Below are 23,577 nucleotides of genomic sequence, written 5' to 3' on the forward strand. Positions count from 1 at the left end.
CGGGCGAAGGAATTAAAAATAGAAGAATTTCTATTTTTCTGTTTTAATTATTGTGCTTCTCCAATAAGAGTAAAAGCCGCCCAGTCTTTTGGATCGGGGTGTTGCTTCATTGTTGTCAGCATCGCCTGACGCATCGCTTGCGCTTTGTCGGGATTCTTTTGAAAGTTTTGATAAAATTCGGTCATTAAGGATGCTGTAGGGGCGTCTGGAACCGACCAGAGGGACACAATTACACTACGTATGCCCGCAGTAATTAAGCTGCGGGATAGTCCAATAACGCCATCGCCGGTAATTTTGCCTCTGCCAGTGTCGCAAGCACTCAGCACGACTAGCTCAGCATTCAGTTTCATGTCTAGAATTTCGCTAGCGGTAAGTAAGCCAGTATCCTGTTCAGATGGAGCGAGAGCGATCGCACCCGGTACACCCAAACCTTGAAAATCATCCAGCAATCCATGTGTCGCCAGATGAATAATCTTCGCTTTGGGCATCTGTTGCGCGATCGCTATTTTGGTCGCTTGCTTGCCAATGAGCGGTTTGGTTTTGAGGAGAGAAGCGATCGCTTTTGCTTCCTGTTCCGCACCCGGTAGCTGAGATAACGGCTCCGGTTTCTCCCCAATTTTAGGAGCAATTTTAGGCATTGTAGGATTGCCTACCACTAGCACTTCCTTTCCCGATACACGTTGCCGTTGCTTGTGGGTTAGCTCCAGAACCTGAATAGCGGGTGCTGTCACAATAGTGTGTTGTTCGATGAAGTATTGGCCACTGGCATCTTGGAGTGCTGGGAAGGGAACTAGGAACAGCTCACGTTGAGGGATGAAAATAATTCGGTCGTTGGGGTCTTTTGGCAATAGGTCAGCAATCGGTTGAATCAGCAGTTGATGCAGTTGCTGTAATCGTTTATTAGTGCTGGTTTTATCCACTTTAGAGGCAACGGCAAGGCCACGACCTCTAACGCCGATGGAATCACGGCTGCTAGTAACAAGTTCTTCTAGAGAAATATTTTGTTTTTGCCACAGAGGTTTCAAGTCAGCCGTGCGAAACGTTACTTCACCTGTAGGCTTGATGACCCAAATATAAAGTTCTGATTCTTGAGCTTTTTGTTTACCTTGAACTTTGAATGTGTCGTAAATAATCGAATATTGAACGAGTGTCGAGGTTTGCGCTTTAGCAATTTGTTTAATTTGCTCAATGGTAAGAGGTTGAAGGTTAGAAGGTGGAGCTGAACCTTCAACCTGTAACCTGTCATCCTGCAACCTATCAGCGAGTAATTCCACAAAGGCTCGTGCCCTTCCCCGCTCCGCAATTTCCAGTGCTGGCTCAGTTTTACTCTGGGCAATGAGGACTTTTTGTAATGTCTGGTACGTACCAACTTGCCTTTCAAAGATTGACACTTTATTCGCATCGTTACTGCCTAAGCCCGCTCGAATAGATTCCAGAACCTTAATTCCATCCATTAAAATTGGCTCTGCGGTTACGAAATTGCCTTGTTTATAGAGAGTAAAACCTATATTTTGCAGCGCTATGCCTTCGCTTTCACGGTTTTGAATTTCTTGTGCGATCGCTAACTGTTGCTGAGAGTATTCAAGCGCTTTAGCATAGTCTCCAAGGCGACGGTAAGCCACTCCCAGATTACCTAGTAAAGCTCCTTCATTGCGTCGATCTTTGATTTCTCGTGCGATCGCCAAACTCTGCTGAGTATAATCAATCGCCTTGGTATAGTCATCTAAATAAAGATAAGCTGTTGCCAGATTGGCTAGTGCCGACCCCTCACTTCGTCGATTTTTAACTTCCTGTGCGATCGCTAACTGCTGCTGAGAGGATTCAATCGCTTTAGCATAGTCTCCAAGGTTACTGTAAGCCACTCCCAGATTGCCCAGTGCCGCCCCTTCGCTTCGTTGGTCTCCTATTTCCCGTGCGTTGGCTAACTGCTGCTGAAGGTAGTCAATCGCCTTGGCATAGTCTCCCAGGGAAACGTAAGCTGCTCCTAGATTGGCTACTGCCTTTCCCTCAGCTTGTGGATCTGGAAATCCATCTGCTGCAACGAGCGCCAATACCTGCTGAGAATACTCAATCCCCTTAGGGTAGTTTCCCAAGTTAAGGTAAATCCCTCCCAGATTGGCCAATGCCGCCCTCTCATTAAGTGGGTCTTCTATTTCTCGTGCGATCCCCAACTGCTGCTGAGTGTAATCAATCGCTTTGGCATAGTCACCTAGAGAGTCATGAACCAGTCCTATCCCTCCTAGCGCCAATGCCTCGCCTTTTCGGTTTTTGATGTTCCGGTAGATTAAGAGTGACTGTTCCAAAGACTGTAATGCCGCTGCCCATTGACTGGTAAAATACTGCCCAGCTCCTTGTTTACGTAGGCGATCTGCTTGAGTCTCATAAACCATGTCGATCTTTTCTAGGACCAACTCCTCGCCTCGGCGGTCTTTGAGTTCCTGGTAGATCAAGAGTGCCTGTTGCCAAGACTGTAATGCCGCTTCCTGTTGATTGGCAAGATACTGGTCAAATGCTTGCCCATCCAGTCGCTCTGCTTCCGCTTTCCTTGCATTTGGGGTTTGAGCCAACGCTTGGGGTGCTGTTAAGGGTGCTGGAAGATTGGCAACTGGTGTCACGCCATTGGCAACAAGCATGGCGAATAGCATCAGTCCGATTTTTGGGCGTCGCATGGCTGGGTCAACAGGTGTAGATGTGCGGCAGTAGCTACACTGTCATAGCCCAGACACAAAGATACTGTCCAGCGATCGCGGCTGTAACGAAGAGCGGATGCTAGATATTAAGACTTGCATTGGTAGCGGGATAGCGATCGCTATCCCGCGATTCCCAATTAAGCATTCCAAATGCCGGAACCATCCACATCTAACGGTAGGAAAACCGTCATGACCTCACCTTGCTGGGGTCGTTGCCTTACAATCAGTTTTCCTCCTAACGCTTGGAAGAGATTTTTGGTGACGTTGAGATTGAGGCTCAAACATCCGGTTTCTGGCTGAAACATCAATAGCTGACCAATTGACTTGCACGTTGGTGGGTTGTTGTCTGCGGCTAGCGAGTTGCCGCTTTCGTCAGGTTGGTTTTGAGACTGGAGTTGCAATTTTAGCTGGTCTCCGGCGGGTGTCACCTCCACCTGAATATGACCGCCTGCGGGGATGCTGCGAGTGAAGTTTTCAATTAACCCAGTTAGTACCTGATCCAGCATGGCGGGATTACTGACAACAGCGGGGAGCTTTTGCGGTAATACCACCTCTAGGGTTAAGTTGCGACGATTTGCTTGTTTTTGCCAGCGAGGAATGCTGTTTTGGAAGACCTGCGCCACCGACATCGCAGTCAGGTGAACGGGCGATCGCTTAACGGTTTCTGTTTCTAATTCCACCGCCCGGAAAAACAACTCCATGCGGTCAATTTGCTCGGTACACTCGCGATCGATCGCTTCCAAACGCCTGATGATGTCCGGTGCTAATTCGTTGCGGCGCTTCAGCAACAGCCGCGTTAAGGTGCGTATGGTACTCAAGGGCGTCCGTACTTCGTGGGCAAACGCTTGAAGTAATTCCACATCATTAGAATTTTGAATTTTAAATTTTGAATTTTCAATTAATTTAGGATTCAAAATTGGCAGTTCGGAATTATCTTCTAGCTCTTTACCTTTTGCTTCTTGCCCACACCCAAGACGGGATAAATCGGCGTCTTTCCGATCGCCTCTGATTTCTTCGGGCAAATGTTTCAACAGCAACCGGCTAAATTGCATAACGGTTCGATAATCGGGCGCTTGGGGTGCAAAGCGTTCGACTAAAGTTTCTAACTGACTCACTTGATGAAGACTGGTCAGCAACAAGCGCGATCGCAAAGTTTGCCACGCTTGCTCCACCACTTGCGGATCAAAAGAATATTGGAAAGCTGGGGCACCTGTAATATCTTCTCCAACAACCATCACCAAACTAAACCGTGGTGTAAAAATTACGCAAAACTGTTCGCTTGTTAAGGGATCGGCAGGGATTAACGGGAAGTTGGAAGTGGATTGAGGTTCGTTTTCCTTTTGCTGAGTTGTTGCGGGAGGCAGCAGAAATGGCATTAATGCCAGAGGATTAAATCGCTCTGCTGTAAAAATTCCGGTATGAACGCGAGTCATTACCGCTGGGTGGCTCAGAACCGGCACAGGACCCGCTAAAATTAAGCCCAAGGTTTGTGGCGAATCAGTGGCAGGTTCTAGAACTTGCAGCAGCAACTGTTCCAAGGCAGCGATCGCTCCACACCACTCCCGCGAGGCACGGGCGGACTCTCGTGCCGTCCGGCTGGCAGGGCGAAATCCATGCGCTTTTTCTGCTGTCTGCTCTACAGAAGGCATAACAGAATTTGCCCCAGTTTGTTCGCTATGTTCGCTCTGGGCTAATATTTCACTGATGGTTGGTAGTAACCACTTTTTTTGCACAAAGATCCACCCCTTTAACGGCAATCAACTGGCGGTGCGTCTTTAAACTACTTCTGATTATGAGCGTACCGATAGTTGCCCTCTATCGGTGGTGGTATAACCGAACGAATCAGTGGCAATTCCCGCGCTCTGTTCGGAAAAATTTCTCAGGGTCATCGGGGCACAATCTTCCCATTCATGCTCTAGGAGCCGGTTCTCCCTGATAAATGTCCGTTAATCTCTTGGCAACTCCTCTCCTTATAAAAGTAAGTTCATAAAAGATAAGTTCTTTCCCCTTCCCCGAAACAGAAGCAGCTTCGGGGTTAAGTTTACTGTATAAGACAAAGTATAAGTGTCTTTCCACTCATGCTAAGGGGCAAGGAATAAAGGCATACAAAAAAATGAGCAAAAACCAAAAAGAGTTTTTCGTCAAAAAAACTGATGCAAAAAATGCATTAGGAGCTGATAGAAGAATATCTTTTACCCATCTGTTGATAGAGAAAATTTTACATCTCCAGGCTGATGAAAAGTGTAGAAAAAAACAGAAAGATAAGCAAAGTGCATAAATAAAAAATTGATTCTGTATTTGTGCTGACGGAAGTTATTGAATACTTCTAGGAGGAAAAAAATGACCCTCGACCAAAACAAGCGAGCTGTCGGCGTATTTTCTACACCTGAACAGGCGGAATATGCGCTCAACGAGCTTAGGGACTCTGGTTTTGCCATGAACACAGTTTCTGTGGTGGCACGGGATAGCACTCGGCAAGATGAGGTAGCTGGTGTTGAAGTCAACCCTTACGGAGGTGGCAATGAAGCCGGTGGGGGTGCAGCGGCGGGTGCCTTAGCAGGCGGTGCGGTCGGCGGTTTAGTTGGCGTCCTAGGAGCCTTAAGTGCGTTGGCAGTTCCGGGATTTGGTCCGGTTATCGCAGGAGGTGCGATCGCTTCTATTCTGGGAGATGCTTTAATCGGGGGTGCGGTTGGCGCTGCGACAGGTGGCATTGTCGGCACACTGATGGGTTTAGGAATTCCTGAAGAACAAGCCAAAGTTTACAACCACCGAGTCTCCCAAGGAGATTATTTAGTAATTGTCGAGGGTACGCAAGACGAAATTAATCGTGCTGAATCGATTTTGAACCGGCAAGGTATTCAGCATTGGGGTGTCTACAATGTGACTGGGGTTTCGGCGGTTCCTGACAATTATGGCGCTTCTTCCTCAACCCCCTTCGATCCGATCAGCAGCACGTATCCTTCCCCATTGGGACTCGATCCCCTGGCGACGGGTTATTCCTCTTCGTTAGGAATGAATCCGCTGGGTGCCGCCTCTCCCATCACCTATGTTCCTACAGAAGATAATGTCAATGACAGCGATTTCAGCCGACACAAGCGAGCCGTTGGTGCCTTTGTCAGCCGTCGGGATACGGAAGATGCACTTCACGAGCTGAGTAATTCTGGCTTTCCGATGAGTAAAGTTTCCGTCGTTGCCAGAGATGCAGACCCCCAGGATCAAATCGCTGGCGTTGAAATGAGCGATCGCGTTGATGACAATAACGTTGATGAAAGCGCAACCACAGGGGCGATCGCAGGGGGTGCTTTAGGCGGTCTGACTGGCTTATTACTCGGTTTGGGTGTATTGGCGATTCCCGGAGTTGGCCCGATTTTGTTGGCTGGTGCTACCGCAACTGCGATCGCAACCACCCTGGCGGGGAGTGGAATCGGCGCAGCCGCAGGTGGCTTGATTGGCGCACTGCTGGGTTTAGGAATTCCTGAAGATCGAGCGCAAGTTTATAACAATCTTGTGGCTCGCGGTGATTATCTGGTTATGGTAGATGGCACCGAAGACGATATCGAACGTGCCGAATCAGTTCTGAGCAATCGCGGCATTCAAGAGTGGGCTATCTACGATGTACCGCCTTCTACAACTTCGAGAACCGATTCCACTAACCGCATCGTCGAACCTCAGGAGAATCTGACGGCTGTGAATGAGATTAAGTCTCAGGATAACGTGACCCAAGTAAGCGATCGCGTCACGATTGTTGACAATCGGTAGTAACTTTCCCACAATTTCGCGCAAAGGCGCAAAGGCGTTAAGAAAAACTTTGCGTCTTTGCGTCTTGGCACGAAATAATCAAAAGCACTTCTCAATTAAAGTCTCTACCAATCGTTGAAGATGGTCAGTTTCATGCGTTGCCATTACCGAGATCCGAATTCGACTCGTAGGCACCGTGGGAGGACGAATCGCTGGGGCGAAAATGCCGGATGTTTTTAGTTGATGTCCCATTTTTAGCGCTGCTTCTGCACTGTCCAGGGGAAAGCAGAGAATAGGAGATTCAGAAGGCAGCAATTGTAAGGTTAATTGCTGGGCAATCTGCTGTTTGAGAAAATTGACATTATTCCACAAACTGGCGCGGCGTTCCGGTTCTTTTTGAACGATCCGAACGGCTTCCAATGCCGCAGCGGTATCAGCGGGGGAAAGAGCCGTTGTATAAATCCAACTAGGTGCCCGATTCCGCAAAAAGTCAATCACAGCCGAGTTGCCTGCGACATATCCACCCAAACTGCCTAAAGCTTTGCTGAGAGTGCCGATTTGAATCAACGGGACATTGCTACAGCGAAAATGTTCTACACACCCAGCACCCGTTGCTCCGAGTACCCCTGTGGCATGAGCTTCATCAACGAGCAGCATACAGCTAAATTCCTCCGCCAGCTTTAACAGTCCCGGTAAGGGGCACAAATCGCCGTCCATACTGAAGACGCTGTCTGTGAGAATCAGGCATCGACGGTATTTTTCCCGGTGTAAATTCAGTTGGGTTTTTAACTCCTCAACATTGCAGTGAGGGTATTCAATAACCATTGCACCGCTAAGAATCGCCCCATTTTTCAGACTGGAGTGATTGTACCCATCAGACACAATCAGATCGCGTTTTCCGACTAAAGCAGCGATCGCACCTAAGTTTGCCAGATATCCAGAGCTAAAAACTAAGGCATCTTCAGTTTGTTTGAGGGATGCGATCGCTTTTTCCAATTCCCGATGCAGTTCCCGATGTCCGCTGAGTAACCGAGAACCCGTGCTACCCGTGCCAAATGTCTGAGTAGCCGCTACTGCGGCTTGGATGAGGCGTTCATCCCCCGCGAGTCCCAAGTAATCATTACTGGCAAAATTGATGACTTCACGCCCCTCCAGCAACACCGTCGCACCCGGACGACTAGCGATCGCTTGCACCGATCGATACCAATCTGCGCGGTGAATGGTGGCGAGGGATTGCTCTACCCAAGCGTAAGGATTCTTTGGCATTCCGATCGGTTATCGCCCCTTTAACTCGCCTATATAGCAGTTCTCACATTGTTGCAACACACTCGGAACCTCACCCCTAACCCGCTCTCCGCAAGCGGAGAGTGGCAGTATTGAACCCTTCCCTGCTTGCGCGGAGGGGCAGGGGTGGGGTTAAACGGTACTGCGTCCAAACGAGAATTGCTATAAAAGAAAATACCGGAAAAGTGGCAATCATGCTTTCCACCTCCCAGAGACGCTACAGCACCCCTCTACATTTTCTCCTGGCACAACTCGCAAGCTAAGCTGTCAAATCAGACGCTTGAAAGCTGACGTCAGCACTTGATTCTGGCAAAGGTGGACGCAGGCAAAGATAACCAAGTGGTCCAAATAATGGTACTAGCGCCACCGCCCAGAAAATTCGAGCCTCCTTTATGCCCCGACGAGCCATATCATCGTCAAACAGTGACGTTAATGGAAAAACCAGGCACATCAGACAAAAATCCAAACTGATGAGGTGAACGAATTCCCTGGTTTTAAACTGTTGAATATAATCTCCCCAATCTCCAGCAAATATTGCGTAGGCAAGTAAGCCAATCGTTGTTAACAGTAGGAAAATTCCTGTCCAACGGGAATCTAGAATTTTTAGTAATTTATCCTTCGATCCAGAAAATTCTTGATTTGATTTTCGGAAAATTAAATAGGGGATAAAGCAAATCACACCCGTTCCATTTGCCCCAATGAAATAAGGCCATGAGCGAAACGGTTGCGTTGTGCCATCAGCAAACATCAGACAAGCATAAATCATAGGCCAAACGCCCATGAGCCAGAAGATAGCCACAAGAATTGCATTCACATCTGCCAACTGGAATGTTAACAACTTCCAAACCAGCGAAAACGTCTCTGGTTGAGCAAGTGGATCTAACCATACGGTATAGACAAGAAATGTAATCCATATCAAGAACAAGGCAATTTTTCTGCCCATAATCTTGACCCATAACTTTATACATCAATTATTTAACTTTAAAAGTCCGATAACAGCACTTACCTCCGTCTTAAGTCACACCAACTTGCATTCAAAAGAAAGCCACAGCCTCTCCTTTCTTTCCTCCGCGTCCTCTGTGACCTCCGCGGTTTGTTCTCTCCTAAAAACCTCGAAAATTGTTCACACTCGTGTAGTGTTCGCAACAGACTCTGGTGCTGAACCAGCACTGGCTTCTGGTAAAGGTGGACGAATACAGAGATAGGCAAGGGGTCCCAGCAGAGGAACCAGCGATACTGCCCAAAAAACTGGGGGAATATTGAACCCTCGACGCGCCATATCATCGCCGAGAACGGTCGGAAACAACAGACAGAACAGGCAAAAAGCCAAACTCATGCCATTGACAAAGCGATCGCTTTGGAATTGTTGAATAAACCCTGCCCAATCACCCGCAAGCAAGCCAAATGCTAGCAAGAAAAGCGTGCTGAAATTGAGGATAATACCCGTCCAGCGAGAATCAAAAACTTTCAGCAAGGTATCCTTTTGCCCGGAAAACTCTTGATTCGGTTCCCTCAATGCTAAATAAGGTATTAGGCTAATCACTCCCGTTCCCGCTGAACCCAAAGCAAAAGGCCAGAAACGAATCTTTTGCATCCTCCCATCGACGAACAAAAGACAGCTATAGATGAGTATCCAGATGCCAACTAGGGAAAATATAGAAAGGATAATTGGGTTGACCTGTGTCCACTGACCCGTCAATATATTTTTAATGAGCCTCAGCGTGTCTGGCGTAATTGGCGGTGCCAGCAGCAGAACATAGGAGATAAATCCAGCCCATAATAACCAAAGTGCTGTTTTTCTAGCCATATTTCCATAAAATTTTAATTTCTAGATTGTGCGGGTTGCCGTTCCGTGGAGAAAGCTTCGGCATTAGTTTCTGGTAAGGGAGGACGCAGGCAAAGATAAGCTAAAGCGCCAAACAAAGGAATCAGCACTACTATCCAAAAAAGTGTAGAATTCTTGATTCCCCGACGCGCCATATCATCTCCCAGAAGTGCGGGAAATATTAACCACAGCAGGCAGAAATCCAAACTCATGACATGAACGAAGCGATTTGTCTGGAACTGCTGAATATAATCTGCCCAATTCCCGCCCAATAAGCCATATACAACCAAACTCCCAGCGCCGAATGTTAGCAAAAAACCAAGCCACCGGGAATCGAGTATTTTTAGAAATAAATTCTTTTCTCCGTGAAATTCCTGGTTGGGTTCTCGCAGTGCTAAATAAGGCAACAAAGCAAATGCTCCGACTCCAAAAGAGAACGCCGAAAAAGGCCAAGCTGCTACCTTTTGCTGTTTGCCATCAATGAGCATCAGACAGGCGTAAATCATCGGTACGATGCCCAGAAGATTGAATAGCGCGACGACTAGGGGGTTAATCCCTGTCCATTGACCTGTGGAGAGATTTTTGATGAGTTCAAATGTGCCTGGTTGTTCAGGAGGTGCTAACAGAAAGGCATAGGTAATAAATGCTGCCCAAAGCAACCAAAAGCCAATTTTTCTAGCCATATCAGTGAGGAATGAAAAGCAAAAATTAGAGCTAATCGCAATTAGCCATGTTTATCGTTCGTGGTTCGTGGTGGGCTACCCAATCGCTAATCGCGATTTGCGATTAGCGATTTTCTAAATTAAGCAGGTTGCGTAAGAGCATCCGAGAGATAATCGGCGGCGGCTTCAACGAGTGCGATCGCATTTTCGTACACCATCCGCGTTGGCCCCAAAACCCCCACACTTCCCACGGGTACTGAACCCTGCTGGTAAGTTGCAGAAATCAGCGTACAGGTACGCATCGGTTCTAAAGGATTTTCCGAACCAATCCGCACCGTCACCCGCGAACCAGAAGTGACATCTGAGATAGCCGTGACATCTGGTCTAGGCCATTCAAAGATTAAAGGCCACAGCTGGTCTTGTTCCTCTTCCAATAGATGTATAAGCGTCTGCACTTGCTGTAACTCGGAAAATTCTGGCTGACGCAATACTTCAGCGACGCCACGAACCATAATTTGAGTTGTGGCAGGTTGGGAAGTGCGACGGATCAAGTCGGAAAGCAGATTTCGCAAGGAATCGACATATCGTTGAAATTCTCGGTCTAGTTCGCTCCAGTCTAAAGTTGCCAATTCACTGAGCGATCGCCCCCGCAAGTGGCTATTCAGAAAATTCGATAAAATTTGCAACTCCCGATCTACAATTTCTGCGTCCGGTTGCTCATCCTCCGATTCTGAGAGCGGTAACTCCATTAAGACGCTAGTCGTCTCATAAGAATCCGTCACCACAATCAGCATCACCCTTCCCGGATCGAGCTGCACCAGTTGCAAATGCCGCAAACGATTAGTTCGAGTCTGCGGCATCGTGATCAGGGTAATATAACCGCTGAGCGTTGCCAGAATTTGCGCTGCACCCCGCAACACAGTCTCGAAACTCTGATGTTCCAAGTTCAAACGGTTTGTGAATAACTGCTCTACCTGACGCCCCAAGGCTTCAGAAGGCTTAATTAATTGATCGACATAAATTCGATAGCCAGAGTCAGAGGGAACCCGTCCAGCCGAGGTATGGGGTTGATAGAGCAACCCCGCTTTCTCTAAGACGCCCATTGCATTGCGAATCGTCGCTGGACTGACGCACAGATTATACTCGTCTACCAAAGCTTTTGAGCCGACTGGCTCAGCCGTCGCAATATAGTGACGGACAGTTGCCCAGAGAATACGTTGTTGACGGTCAGTCAGACTTACTTGCCTAGCCATTTAAACGAAAGCCGAATTGGATAGGGTTTTAAAAACAATTGGAAATTCCTGGACTTCTGATGATGAATTTCTCAGTAAGTCCGGCGCTCTTGTCAAGCAAGCAGCCGATTAAATATAGGATAGGTTAAAACAGAATAGCAGATGCTGCCTTCTGCCTGCCGGTTCGCCACACCCAGCCAGTAGAAGCATAACAGCCGCCGAACTTCAACCTTAGACATACCATGACGATCGATCGCAGAGTTAGGACATTATCGCTACCCGTAACTCTAGAGTCCACAGTCTCTATCAGGATTGTCTGTAGTCTACTCGACTGCATCGAAGTTTGTCAGCCAAAACCTCTAAATACTTATTTCGCTAGTAAAAATTAAAACAATATCGTGAACCGTATTTAATTAAAAAATCTAGCCCCAGCCTTTTTCCTTGGTAAGGAAGAGGAGAATTTCTGCCCTCTTGTTGCAGGAAAGGGTTGGGGGAGAGGTTCCAGCTTCAAGATAGTTTTGTACTGGGATCATTAGTATTGGGAAATTGTCGGATCGACTCGGATTGAGTAGGCATCGATGCCACCAGCAATATTTTTGACATTGGTGAAACCTTGCATTTGTAGCCACTGGCACATCTGCACCGAACGGATGCCATGATGACAGAGAACCAGCGTCTCGGTGTGCGGATCGAACTGGGTATGGATTTGGTCAGCCCAGTCGGCAAATTCCGACAAGGGGAGGTTTTCAAAACCCTCAATGCTTGCGATCGCAACTTCCCGGGGTTCTCGCACATCCACCAATTGCAGACTCTTCGGAGAATCGGCAAGACGGCTGGCAAGTTCTTCTACGCTAATCTGGGGAATATCTTGGCTAAAAGATTGAGCAGACATGAGGTTGTGCAACGCTTGAGATTAACTAAGATTTTAATAGTTAGCAGTCCGATGAGCTGAAATAATAGGTTCTGACATCGGGATTAGTGTTCTTAGCTGAATCGCGCTCACCCAAGGTCTACATTTCACCATGAAGCGACGCTCGTTTTTCTACGTTCTAGCAGCTGGCGTTTTAGTGCTGCTGTTAATTGGTGCCGGTGGCTTTTACTGGCTAAGGGCAAACAGCCCCCTCGCCCTTCTAGGAGGTGGGGAGGTGACGAACCCAACTGCCACCATATTTGTGCCGAAACAGGCACCCGTAATGGTGTCATTGCTTGTGAATCCAGATCGGTTGGAAGGGTTGCGGCAGGCTGTAGCGCGTCCCGCGAACCGCAAGCGATCGCGTGCAGAACTCAACCAATTTAAACAAAGCTTACTCGCGAACACGGATCTGGATTATCGCCGAGATATCCAACCCTGGCTGGGGGATGAAATCACGCTGGCTCTCACCAGCTTAGATATGGATCGTACCCGTGACAATGGAGAGCAGCGCGGGCTGCTCCTAGCTGTCACCACCAAAAACCCGCAACGCAGCCGCGAGTTTGTGGATTTGTTCTGGCAGAAGCAAGCAAATGTCGAGACAGATTTAGTCTTTGAAACTTATAAAGGTGTCAAGCTGATTTATAAGAATCAAGAGTCGGTCGTCAAAACTCAAGATGCTGGAAATAAAGGCTTTTACAACCGCGATAGATCGGCATTGCCAAAAGACGCGATCAACCGCGCCTCAGCTCAAAACTCGGTGGCTACCGCAGTGGTTGGCGATCGCTTTGTGTTGTTTGCCAATAACCCTAGGGTGCTGAAAGAAGCCATTAATAATGTGCAAGCGCCCAATCTCAGCCTTAGCGATTCAACTTCTTATCAGCGGGCAATCGAAAGCATCTCTCAGCCGAAAATTGGTCTGACTTATGTGAATCTTCCGTCACTGGCGAAGTTGCTGGGGAATAATTCACCGATGGAAATTAGCCAGACGTATGAGAGTTTAGCGATCGCCATCTCTCCAAAAACTCAAGGATTGCTGGCAGAAACCGCTTTATTAGCGGCTACCGGACAGGAAATCCCCCCGACAACTCCCAGCCTATCTCAACCAGTCGGAGCGTTGCAGTATCTACCAGAGAAAATAGCGATCGCAGCTTCTGGTAGTAACTTAGAGCAACTGTGGACTCAACTCACTTCTGGATTAGATAGCGATGATAGCCTTGTCCAACTGATCGATCAACCCATCGCGAATCTCCAAGCTCGTTGGGGCATTGATTTAAAGCAAGATATCTTTAGTTGGGTGCAAGGCGAGTACGCTTTAGGAATGCTACCTCGTGCCGACCGCAAAGATTCAGATTGGATTTTTGTCGCCGAGAAATCAGCAACGACAAAAGCAGAGGCGGCAATCGATCGTCTAGACGCTGTTGCCAAACAGCAAGGGTTGAGCGTTAGCTCATTTACCCTGGAGAATCAACCGATCTCTGCCTGGACACAACTCACAACCACTGCCGATAAGAATCAGGGTGAAGACCAAGATTCAGTCAAGCTAGAGGCACAGGTGAAAGGAGTTCACGCCAGTATTGGCAAATACGAGATTTTCACCACTTCGATCGAAGCAATGAATCAAGCGATTAAGGCTCCTGATAATTCTCTCGTCAAGAGCGATCGCTTCCAGGCAAACATCACCTCTTTACCCCAGCCAAATAACGGCTATTTGTATCTAGACTGGGCATCTAGTCAGGCGTTTTTAGAGCGTCAGCTGCCCATTGTCAGAGTGGTGGAACTGGTGGCAAAACCGTTATTTAACGAGCTAAATTCGCTTGCCTTTAGCAGCTACGGCAGCGATGACGGGGTTCGCCGCAGTAAAGTCTTCCTCCGTCTAGGTGCTAAGGCTGAGGAATGATTCGCACATCCGAGTAGGGGAAAGGGAATCGGTAATCAGTAATCGCTAAAAACTTCCCGCTTCCCCCGCTGCTGAGTCATATCATGTCCACTAAATTTCCATAATTTCCCGGAACCCCAAGAAAGCTATCTCTTGGGGTTCTTTATTCTTTGGGCTACTGTGTATACACAAGTCTTCTTGAACTGCCAGTCCCGTTTTGCTCGCCAAGCCTTGTTTGTAGTCAGTAAAACAGTTACAACGAACCCAAACGCAACTGAATTTAAACCGAAAAAATGCCCAGCCTCGGCTGTCTAGTTGTCGGTATCGCCTACGAAATTAACGACTCGGTAAATTTTATCGGTGGCAACCTGCTTCAGACCAATAATTATATCCAAGACCTTCTTGAAATCTTACGCCTCTATCAACAGCACTACGCCAACCCAACAACCGAAACTTAGGAAAAAGCTGAAGCCATCGATCTGGAATTCTTGATTGAGGGCTTGCCCAATCTTCTCAATTCCATGAATTTAAAAGCAGATAGAATTCAGCAAATTGTCCTGAGTTTGTGAAACTTCTCACGATTAGATGAAGCTGAGATGAAGCTGGTTGAGATGCACGAAGGCCTTTAAGTGACGCTAATTTTTTAGATCCGTATAAAAATGCACTAAAGTTTGCACCGCTTTGGTTCATAGTTTTTCAGTAATAGCCAAGCAACAATTCGGAGGAAGTCAAAGCTGCATCTTTAAATTACAAGTAAACTGGAACTTAGTCATAGATTTACGTGACTATACAGTAGATTCGCGGTTTTTTTGCTTTTCACTTCAAAAAAATCTAACAAGTACCATGACAAAAAAAACGGCTAATGGTATAATTCCGCAATCTTTAAGGTTATTTGAATTATTGCCGGTACTTGTCTTGGCTAATTATTTACATTTAAACGAAATTAATACAGTGCGGGAAATTAACGCAGCGGTGGTTAATATCAGTGGTCGTCAGCGGATGTTATCTCAACGCACGGCACTGTTCGCCTTAAGACTAGTCTGTACAAAAGATATTGCCGAGCAAGAGAAATTGCGCTCTACTTTGCAAGCTGATCTGGATTTGATGGAACGGTCGCATAGTGGTTTAATCGAGGGCAATCCGGAGATGAAACTACCGGGTCAACCATCACCCGTTGTTTGGTCAATGTACTTTAAGCCACCGCTAAATTTAGACCAGCACATACGCCAATATATCGCGCAAGCGAGAGCGATCGCCCAAGCAACCCCTGAAGAACTAACCTCAGACAATCCGCATCTACGTTACATTCTTACAGAGTCTTCTACCAACCTACTTGAGGCTCTAGATGCAGTGGTGAGCCAATATCAACAAGAAAGTGATATTGAACAACTCGCCCTTAATATTCATCAAGCGGAACTCTACGAGCAAAGTTGTGCCACCGCTGCCCAAGCTGTTGCTCAATCAAAGCATTTAGAGCAAGCTTTGCACGACCTGCAACAAGTCCAATCCCAACTCGTTGAAAAAGAAAAAATGTCCAATTTGGGATGTTTGGTAGCAGGGGTGGCTCACGAAATCAACAACCCTGTTAGCTTTATCTATGGGAACCTAAATTATGCAGTTGACTATGTGCAAAATTTGCTTGATTTAGTGACGCTTTACGAGCAAGAGTGCCCCAATCCTAGCTGCTTGATGCAAGAAAAAATCGCAGAACTCGACATAGATTTTCTCAGAGAAGACTTGCCTAAGGTGATGTCTTCAATGGAAATAGGGGCAAAGCGTATTCATCAGATTGTGCTATCGTTGCGGAATTTTTCTCGCAATGATGAACAGGTTATGCAGCAAGTGAACCTTCACGAAGGGATTGATAATACCCTGCTGATTTTGCAAAACCGACTAAAAGCACATGGCAACCATGCAGAAATTGAAGTGATTAAAGAGTATGCTGATTTACCTTTGGTGGAATGTTACCCAGGGCAAATGAGCCAGGTATTTATGAATTTGCTCGGTAATGCGATTGATGAGCTAGAGCGTTACAGTAGCGAAACCCCAAATAAAGGTTCTATTTCGGGGGTTCGCAGTTCGGATGAATTACTCAACAAACCCAGTCAAATTTTGATTCGCACAGAACTGACCTCTTCCAATACGATTATTGTGCGGATTGCTGATAACGGGCAGGGCATGAATGAAGATGTTAAAGCCCGATTATTTGAGCCATTTTTTACCACCAAGCCTGTCGGTAAAGGTACTGGGCTAGGGTTATCCATTAGCTATCAGATTGTAGTAGAGAAGCACAAAGGTTCGCTTAATTGCGTATCGGTACCTGGACAAGGAACAGAATTTTGTATTGAGATTCCCGTGTGGCACACCCAGGAAGAATCAACGCTTAACAGAAGAAATCAACTTTTGGCAAGTTAACAGCCGTGAGAGCACACCATTTTTGTAAAAAGTGCGAATGGAATTCTCCAGAGATATTTAGCCAAGGAAAAAAGTTGTATTTTATTGATACAGCTTTTGTTGTTAATTGTTCATTCTCATGTCTAACTTACCGCCGCTGAATACCGAAACGATTTGGGCTATCCTGAACGATGAAATTGATGATGCCACAGTGAACCAACTGGTGTGGCAATGCTTGGGTTATCGCTACGACACAGGGGCGAATCAATGGGACGCGAGCGAAGTTCCCCCAGAATGGCGAGATGAATATTCACAACCGCCTGATTTTATTGAGAACCGTCCACCAACGGTGAAGCTGACTCGCTCGATTCCGGCAGAGAACAAGCAGCTACTAAAAGAACAACTCGGCTTTAAAGGCTACAAATTGGGTGAATTTGGTCCCAGGCAGACTCGTCGGGCAACAGCGGCGAATTGGCTGTTGAGCTATATGCAAACCACCCGTTGAACTAAGTCATACTAAGCGGGACTCAAATCACCACTGCCCACGCCCTAAACTATAAACAAGTTATCGGGAGTGGATAAATCCCAGGATTGGCTGACTCCCGGTAGCAAATTCATTGAATGGAGACTAATTCAGGTGGAGACAAACCAGAATGTGCCCGTTGAACACCAAAATGTACCCGAAGGGCACCGGGGGCTGCACGACTTTTTGTATAGCTCCGACGACGAACACGCTGCCCCTGAGATAGCGACTCCTGTCGATCTCGAAAACGATGGAACTGAAGTGCTACCGCTTCAGAGTTGGTGCGATCGCGTTCAGAATGCGAAAATTGCTGGGGTGTACGCTGTGTTAAATACCCAACGTCAGACGCAATATATCGGATACTCGCGGAATGTGCTGCTTTCCCTGAATGGTCATGTCGCTCAAAATGGGAGAGAAACTTGCGCGTTTGTGCGGGTGCAGGCGTTCAAGTTCCCGAAACGCACGGACATGGAAAATTTGCGAGAGGCGTGGATTTCCGAACTCGGCAGCGTTCCGCCTGGTAACGCTGAGGTCAGTGAGATGTGGGCTAGCACGGTGGGCGAAGTTGCAAAAGCAGCCATGTCGCCCGAAGAGCGCAACGCCTATGAGGAGAAAAAGCTCAAACTTCGCAAGGCGATGGCAGATAGCACGCTCACTAAGGATCTTGCAGATGCCGAGGAAAGTGATGCCAAGAGGCAGCAAAAGCTAGAAGCGGCAGTGAATAACGACGACTGGAGTGCTGTCATCGAGGGACAGACGCGGGAAACTCATTCGTAATCGTGAAAAAACACCCAAATGAGGACATTTGGGTGTGAAAAGGCAGGGATTCAATCAAAATTAAAAAGTCATCAGGTAAAAAATTAGGAATCGATAATTTTGACTACCCTTTCGATAGAACGTCTGCCATTAGGCAAGGTAATAATTAACTGATTCGTATTCAAATTGAGAGTATAAGTGTACCGACCGTTTTTGGCGACATAAACATTCCTCTTTGGAGAAGAAACAGGGAGAAGAATGCTACCTTTGCCATTCTTCGCACGACCCACGTAGAAGGTGCCTTTGCGAGTGTAACAAATCCCTACATAATGATTGGTTGTTTCGACAGAGAAACCTTCTGCGATGTCGTTGATGCAATCGTTAGAAGCAGCTATTTGGATTGGGCGATCGCTAGCACCGGAAACAGTTTTTGTGAGTTCTGCTGCTTGTAGTGTTGGTGCTAAAAATAATAATGCTCCCGCGTTTGCTAAAGCGAGTTTCAATGCTTGTTTGCCATTCAATCTAAGTTTCACGGATGCCATTTCATTTTCTTCCTTTGACAGAGCGTAATCAAGTGAGTAATCGTTTTGTTTAAGGATTAGCTGAAAAAATGAATTTTCGTACTAAAACTAAAAGCTGAACACCCACTATTATGCCTAAAACAAAACTAACAACTAAATAGTGAGAGTTGCTGCTATAGTATTACTCCAAACTATTAATTAACTTTTCAATAGAACGTCTGCCATTTGGGAGCTTAATAACGAGCTGACTCTTACTCATGTCCACCGTGTAAGTGTACGGACCGTTTTTAGCCGTAAATACATTACGGTTGTAAGAAGTAAGAGGAACAGTTATACCACCACGCCCATTCTTGGCATAACCGACATAAGTGTGGGGATTATCTCCGCCGCAAATATACACTAAGTAGTTTTTCGTTTCAGCAGCAACGAAAGTACTTTCATCCCTATGACAACCCACCTCTGTTTGAGCTAGTTCGATAGAGTGGGAAGTCGATAAAGTTTGAGATGCAGGTTGCTGAGAAGTGAAAGCAACCTTCTCGGCACTTTTTTCAGTTAGTTGTACAGCACCTACTGAAGGTGCTAAGAATAATAATGCTCCTGTGCCCGCTAAAGCTAATTTCAAAGCCTGTTTGCAATTGAATTCAGGTTTAGTAAATACCATGATTTGACCTTCTTTGTAAGATAATAACCGTAAGATTACGGTTGTTTTTTTTGGAACTATCTGTTTGTCGATAGTTTCATCTTCAGAAGGGCGCAAGGCATTTCCAGAAATCCTAGAAATCTTTTGCGAGTAAACTAGGCAGGAAGTAATAAAACTTTATTTTTAGCCTTCGTATTCGCTATCGATTTCAATGTCAAGGGTTTCTTCATCAAATCGGATGTAGAGAATATTTGGGCGACAGCAAACTTGGCAATCTTCAATATACGACTGCTGACCCCCAGCACTTAGGTCAACAAATGTAACGTTTGGTTCGCCGCAATAGGCACAAAAATACTCGGAAGTTGATTGCATCTAAATTATTCCTCTAATCATCGTTATTGAGTCCATCGCAACACTCTTTCATTAACGATGGTTTGATTCCCTTGAATAATGCGTAGCTGGCTTTGGGTAAGAATATAACGGGTATTACCTTGAACAGCAACAAACTGACCACTACTGTTACTAGGAATCGTCACATTAATGCTGTTTTGGGTTCCATTTTTGGCACCCCCAACAAAGACTAAAGTACCCCCCTTAGCCGCACAAATATGGGCGAAATGATTTCTAGTTTCAGCAGCACGGTATAAAGAGGTATTCGGTGGACAGCGGGTATTCAGAAGTTGAGCGAGTTCAATCGAGTCGGAAGTTGATAAGTGTTGAACCTGGAAAATTTCTGCTATGTTTTGCAGGGAAAACTCAAAGCGATCGCTCTCGGCACTCTGTTCTCCAGCGTACACCGAAGAGGTCAGGAATAAAAATGCTCCTACGCCCGCCAAAGCTTGTTTTAACATCTGCTTATCCTTGGTTGCTTGCTCTATTCAATTTATAAAAAAAAATCCCCACCAGTACAGCGTCTGGTGGGGGAAAATCTGATAAATGGAACGATTATTTAATTCCCACTTGCATTCTGTAACTGGCGTTTCCTCTAGTCCCGCCAACAACGATCTTATAGTCCCCGCTTCTAGGTAATGTGCCGCTCCAGCTAGTTGCCTCTTGTGCAATAATTCGCCCATTCGGAGCTACGATATCAAAAACAGCGTTGTCTTCAAGAGAGGTAATGCCGATCGTCATTTTCTGGCGTACCTTGGCACCCAGCAGATAAATATCTCTCGTTCCTCGCACGACCGAGTATTCTACAACTGCTGAGCTTTTCCCTTTTGCAAATCGAACCCGCTGGGTGCGACCTTGCGGTTGAGCTGCCAAAACAGTTGGTTCAACTGCCGCAGCACCTGTGGAAGTTACGGTTTTGGAGATCGCTTCTACAGAGGGAATCAAGCACAAAAGCGCTCCTGCACCTACTAGAGTTAGTTTGGAAGCAAATTTACGATTAAATTGAGGTTTTACGAATACCATCTGTTAGCCTGCCTTGGGAGAATAAAACTCTTCTTAGAGTCTCACGGGACTTTCTAACAACTACATCTGTGCGATCGCTGTTTTCCTAAAATCGCAGAAGTGGCTGATCCGTGTCCTTACGGTCGTAATCACCCCGTAGGCTAGGTTAAGCAGGGTGAAGCCTCCCGAAAATGAGCCTTAGCGTCGGCTAGATGCTTCTGGAGGGTGGCAACTGGTAAGGGTCCTTGCAAGTGGTTCCAAGGCAAAACTCGATCTAACGACCAACTGGCGTGGATGTAGGAATCGAGATCCGGCAGTTGTCCTCGCAGTTCTTTAAAGGCACGGCGGTAGCTGCCTAGAGAGTCGCCGTAGTGTCGCGTCAGTTCTAAAAGATGGGAAAGTCGGCGATCGCCTCTGGATATTAAAGCTTGGATTGCTGACCAATTATAGCTTTCCGGTCGAAACTCAATGCCTTCGCGGCGCAATTGCTTCTCTAAGCTTTTCAGCCGCTTTTCGGCGTCCCGATTCACTCCAAACCACTGAAACGGTGTATGAGCTTTAGGGACAAAAGTGCTGCATCCGAGTGTCAAGCGTAACCCAGGTGCGGCTTTTTTGAGCGATCGCATCATCGCCACAGTTGCTTCTAAATCTTCGGGTTCCTCCCCCGGAACTCCCACCATTCCATAGAGTTTGAGGTTGCTTAATCCACCTGCTTTGGCATTGATTGCAGCTTGGATGATTTCTTCATTCGTCAGCTTTTTATTGATAATCTGCCGCAATCGTTCCGAACCGCTTTCTACGGCAATGGTGAGCGATCGCGTGTCTCGTTTTGCTAAAGTTTGAGCTAGCTGTACCGTCACCGTATTCGTCCGCACCGAAGCAATGCTGAGGCGGACATCGTCGTACTTTGGCTGGCTCAAATAATCCAGTAGGGTTTCAAACTCTGGGTGTTGCGTAACAGACGCCCCTAATAATCCCAGCCGATTCGTCACCGCCAATCCCCGATCGATGGCTGGAATTAGCGAACTTTCCAAACTAGCTGTCCGAAACGGCAATGTTAGATAACTCGCCAAACAGAAGCGGCACATTTCCGGGCAACTGCGTACCACTTCCACCATATAAATATTTTCCCACGCCGCCTTCTCTGTCACCACAGTGGAAGCGGAAAGCGTATTTCCCCGATAGGTTTGCTTTTCAATTATGGCGGGAATCTCCGCATCAACGGGCACAATTGACTGGATCGAGCCATCCGGCGAGTGATATTCGACTTGATACAAACTAGGAATATAGATTCCTGGTACTTGCGCCAAACGCCTCAGTTGAGTTTGTCGGGTAGCGTTTCTAACTTCTTTATACGCATCAATAAAATTGCTGAGCAGATTTTCGCCATCTCCCAGCAAAATGACATCAAAAAAGTCAGCAAAAGGTTCTGGATTGGCAGTTAATACGGGTCCTCCTCCAAATACGAGGGGATGATTGTCATCACGCGCAGATGCTCGATTCGGAATCTCTAGCAATTCCAGTAGATTGAGGATATTGACATAATCTAATTCCCAAGAAAGGGAAAATCCGACTAATTCGGGCGATCGCAGCAGCGGCTCATGAGTATCTGTAAATAGGCGGCTGACTTCAAGATCGGAGCGCATTGCCAAAGACGCCCACACCACCTGATAGCCGAGGCTAGTGATGCCAACGCTGTACTCATTCGGGAAGGCAAATATAGTCCGGATGGCGTCGGTGTCAGGCGTCGCGGGTGTAAATAAAAGACGTTCTGCGGCAAAAACTCCAGACATCACAGGCAAATAAAACCTTAAAATATTATCTTATTCATATTTAATTTTAAGCGATAAAATTATCAGATTAAAAATTAAGGTTAACAAGTTGGCAGCAATAACCGGAAAAGACTGAATGTAAAAACCGTACACCAACCACAAAAAAACTCCCGAACAGAAAATAATCAACATTTCTAGAGAAACATCTTTGGCTGATTTTGTTTGCCATACTTTAAACAATTGAGGCAAAAAAGCTACAGTGGTCAAAGTTGCCGCCAAAAATCCCAAACCCGTCACAAAATCCATGCTACTGCCAATTGATTTGCAAAAAAAATTATAGATAAGATTTAACTATAGCAGTCCTATATGATTCGTGAATGCGAGAACCCCGACTTCTTTAAGAAGTCGGGGTTCTGAAGTGATTTGTAATCTCTCTTCTTTCTCTTTCTTCGCGTCCTATAGCGCTAACGCGCATCCGCGCCGCTTCGCGAACGCTAAGGCGTCTAAGCGCTAACGCGCAGGCTCCGCCAACGCAGTTCGTTAATAGAGATTGTGTTCAATGAATCTCAAATCCGGAATTGACCAGAAAACAATAAGCCTGCGGACGCAGGCTTATTCTGTATAGACGCAGACTAAAGTCTGATGGAAGCAGTGCATCCATCTAAAATACAACTTGGCATCCCTGCATTGAGGGAGCAACCGCACAGATGACTGCATTCGCGATAAAACCCAGACCTAAAGAAAAACCACTAACCAAGAGGATTGTTAAAGCTAATAATCCAAAAGGGCTACTTTCTAAAGGTTTTAATGACGGGAAAAATTCACTGAATACATGAAACCCATCTAGAGGAGGAATAGGCAGCATATTAAAGAGAAACAAGCTCAAATTGATAGACGCACCCAGGTAGAGAAATTCAGAACTCAGAATTTTTGTCGAGAACAAACTGAAATCCAATTTTAGAATTAAAAGAAACAGAATGCCCAAGCCTAGATTTAATAAAGGGCCAGCGATAGAAACCAAAATATTGCTAATTTTCTTATGGCGAAAGCGTGCGGGATTGATAGGCATTTGTCCCCACGCCATACCAGCAATGCAAAGAAAAATAATTGACTCCCATCCCATGTGAATCACTGGATTCAAGGTCATGTGTCCGCTTTTTTTGGGGGTGTCATCACCTTGGCTTAAAGCAGCTATACCATGAGCGAGTTCGTGTAGCGTCACTGAAGCCACAACAAGGATGATAATTACAGCAGATTGCAAGTTCATGAAGTACAGTAGCAGCAGTTTGTGAACCAGTTGCGTAGGTGTTTTGGATTGACTAAATCAAGTGCAGTAGCAAGCAAAGTATCAACCATTTT

Annotated in this window: 24 protein-coding genes; 7 read left to right on the plus strand and 17 right to left on the minus strand. The window is 46.4% G+C overall.

Going from position 1 to position 23,577, the window contains the following annotated elements:
- Window positions 1–47 precede the first annotated feature (47 nt).
- On the minus strand, window positions 48–2,669 hold the full coding sequence (locus tag NC994_RS13065; RefSeq protein WP_190433611.1) for a CHAT domain-containing tetratricopeptide repeat protein: 2,622 nt from the start codon (window positions 2,667–2,669) through the stop codon (window positions 48–50).
- 158 nt (window positions 2,670–2,827) lie between these two features.
- Complete coding sequence (locus NC994_RS13070; protein WP_190433613.1) at window positions 2,828–4,423, minus strand: HAMP domain-containing sensor histidine kinase; 1,596 nt, start codon at window positions 4,421–4,423, stop codon at window positions 2,828–2,830.
- Window positions 4,424–4,803: 380 nt separating this feature from the next.
- Here NC994_RS13070 and NC994_RS13075 point away from each other — a divergent pair, with 380 nt between their 5' ends.
- Both NC994_RS13075 and NC994_RS13080 read left to right on the plus strand, forming a co-directional pair.
- Window positions 4,804–4,968: a hypothetical protein gene (locus NC994_RS13075; protein ID WP_190426155.1), complete on the plus strand. Its 165-nt coding sequence runs from the start codon at window positions 4,804–4,806 to the stop codon at window positions 4,966–4,968.
- A 62-nt stretch (window positions 4,969–5,030) separates the two neighbouring features.
- Entirely contained in the window at window positions 5,031–6,449 is a 1,419-nt protein-coding gene (locus NC994_RS13080) for a general stress protein (RefSeq protein WP_190433615.1), read from the plus strand.
- Window positions 6,450–6,527: 78 nt separating this feature from the next.
- Here the strand turns inward: NC994_RS13080 and bioF are convergent, their stop codons facing one another.
- The 7 genes from bioF to NC994_RS13115 form a co-directional block, all read right to left on the minus strand.
- On the minus strand, window positions 6,528–7,694 hold the full coding sequence (bioF, locus tag NC994_RS13085; protein WP_190433616.1) for an 8-amino-7-oxononanoate synthase: 1,167 nt from the start codon (window positions 7,692–7,694) through the stop codon (window positions 6,528–6,530).
- Between the two features lie 277 nt (window positions 7,695–7,971).
- On the minus strand, window positions 7,972–8,655 hold the full coding sequence (locus NC994_RS13090; protein WP_190433619.1) for a DUF2834 domain-containing protein: 684 nt from the start codon (window positions 8,653–8,655) through the stop codon (window positions 7,972–7,974).
- A gap of 180 nt (window positions 8,656–8,835) precedes the next feature.
- Entirely contained in the window at window positions 8,836–9,519 is a 684-nt protein-coding gene (locus NC994_RS13095) for a hypothetical protein (RefSeq protein WP_190433621.1), read from the minus strand.
- Window positions 9,520–9,533: 14 nt separating this feature from the next.
- Complete coding sequence (locus tag NC994_RS13100; protein ID WP_190433623.1) at window positions 9,534–10,220, minus strand: DUF2834 domain-containing protein; 687 nt, start codon at window positions 10,218–10,220, stop codon at window positions 9,534–9,536.
- Window positions 10,221–10,339: 119 nt separating this feature from the next.
- On the minus strand, window positions 10,340–11,452 hold the full coding sequence (gene hrcA, locus NC994_RS13105) for a heat-inducible transcriptional repressor HrcA (protein ID WP_190410381.1): 1,113 nt from the start codon (window positions 11,450–11,452) through the stop codon (window positions 10,340–10,342).
- Window positions 11,453–11,576: 124 nt separating this feature from the next.
- A complete protein-coding gene (locus NC994_RS13110) occupies window positions 11,577–11,768 on the minus strand; it encodes a hypothetical protein (RefSeq protein ID WP_190410380.1) in 192 nt (63 codons plus the stop codon).
- A gap of 195 nt (window positions 11,769–11,963) precedes the next feature.
- Entirely contained in the window at window positions 11,964–12,323 is a 360-nt protein-coding gene (locus NC994_RS13115) for a rhodanese-like domain-containing protein (RefSeq protein WP_190433625.1), read from the minus strand.
- 130 nt (window positions 12,324–12,453) lie between these two features.
- Here NC994_RS13115 and NC994_RS13120 point away from each other — a divergent pair, with 130 nt between their 5' ends.
- From NC994_RS13120 to NC994_RS13140, 5 genes are all read left to right on the plus strand, one after another.
- Window positions 12,454–14,241 carry a DUF3352 domain-containing protein gene (locus NC994_RS13120; protein ID WP_190433627.1) on the plus strand — a complete coding sequence of 596 codons (1,788 nt, stop codon included), beginning with the start codon at window positions 12,454–12,456 and terminating at the stop codon, window positions 14,239–14,241.
- A gap of 272 nt (window positions 14,242–14,513) precedes the next feature.
- On the plus strand, window positions 14,514–14,678 hold the full coding sequence (locus NC994_RS13125) for a hypothetical protein (protein WP_190429114.1): 165 nt from the start codon (window positions 14,514–14,516) through the stop codon (window positions 14,676–14,678).
- Between the two features lie 385 nt (window positions 14,679–15,063).
- Window positions 15,064–16,635 carry an ATP-binding protein gene (locus NC994_RS13130; protein ID WP_190433630.1) on the plus strand — a complete coding sequence of 524 codons (1,572 nt, stop codon included), beginning with the start codon at window positions 15,064–15,066 and terminating at the stop codon, window positions 16,633–16,635.
- A gap of 118 nt (window positions 16,636–16,753) precedes the next feature.
- A complete protein-coding gene (locus NC994_RS13135) occupies window positions 16,754–17,119 on the plus strand; it encodes a DUF1823 family protein (RefSeq protein WP_190433632.1) in 366 nt (121 codons plus the stop codon).
- 132 nt (window positions 17,120–17,251) lie between these two features.
- The gene (locus tag NC994_RS13140; protein WP_190433684.1) at window positions 17,252–17,914 is read left to right on the plus strand and encodes a GIY-YIG nuclease family protein; all 663 of its coding nucleotides are present in this window, start codon (window positions 17,252–17,254) and stop codon (window positions 17,912–17,914) included.
- A gap of 83 nt (window positions 17,915–17,997) precedes the next feature.
- Here the strand turns inward: NC994_RS13140 and NC994_RS13145 are convergent, their stop codons facing one another.
- The 8 genes from NC994_RS13145 to NC994_RS13180 all read right to left on the minus strand — a co-directional run bounded on the left by NC994_RS13145 (window position 17,998) and on the right by NC994_RS13180 (window position 23,485).
- Window positions 17,998–18,435, minus strand: coding sequence for a hypothetical protein (locus tag NC994_RS13145; protein WP_190433633.1), 438 nt, complete (start codon window positions 18,433–18,435; stop codon window positions 17,998–18,000).
- 160 nt (window positions 18,436–18,595) lie between these two features.
- Window positions 18,596–19,171, minus strand: coding sequence for a hypothetical protein (locus NC994_RS13150; RefSeq protein ID WP_190433635.1), 576 nt, complete (start codon window positions 19,169–19,171; stop codon window positions 18,596–18,598).
- 66 nt (window positions 19,172–19,237) lie between these two features.
- Window positions 19,238–19,426 (minus strand): CPXCG motif-containing cysteine-rich protein, encoded by a 189-nt coding sequence (locus tag NC994_RS13155; protein WP_190410373.1) that lies wholly within the window; start codon window positions 19,424–19,426, stop codon window positions 19,238–19,240.
- Window positions 19,427–19,449: 23 nt separating this feature from the next.
- A complete protein-coding gene (locus NC994_RS13160) occupies window positions 19,450–19,905 on the minus strand; it encodes a hypothetical protein (RefSeq protein ID WP_190433637.1) in 456 nt (151 codons plus the stop codon).
- A 94-nt stretch (window positions 19,906–19,999) separates the two neighbouring features.
- Window positions 20,000–20,467: a hypothetical protein gene (locus NC994_RS13165; protein WP_190433639.1), complete on the minus strand. Its 468-nt coding sequence runs from the start codon at window positions 20,465–20,467 to the stop codon at window positions 20,000–20,002.
- Between the two features lie 140 nt (window positions 20,468–20,607).
- Window positions 20,608–22,242, minus strand: a complete 1,635-nt coding sequence (locus NC994_RS13170) for a radical SAM protein (protein WP_190433646.1) — start codon at window positions 22,240–22,242, stop codon at window positions 20,608–20,610.
- A gap of 27 nt (window positions 22,243–22,269) precedes the next feature.
- Window positions 22,270–22,524 (minus strand): SemiSWEET transporter, encoded by a 255-nt coding sequence (locus NC994_RS13175; RefSeq protein ID WP_190410369.1) that lies wholly within the window; start codon window positions 22,522–22,524, stop codon window positions 22,270–22,272.
- A gap of 355 nt (window positions 22,525–22,879) precedes the next feature.
- Window positions 22,880–23,485: a site-2 protease family protein gene (locus NC994_RS13180; RefSeq protein ID WP_190433648.1), complete on the minus strand. Its 606-nt coding sequence runs from the start codon at window positions 23,483–23,485 to the stop codon at window positions 22,880–22,882.
- Between the last annotated feature and the right edge of the window lie 92 nt (window positions 23,486–23,577).

Source organism: Trichocoleus sp. AS-A1 (assembly GCF_039962015.1).
GTDB lineage: Bacteria > Cyanobacteriota > Cyanobacteriia > Cyanobacteriales > FACHB-T130 > FACHB-T130.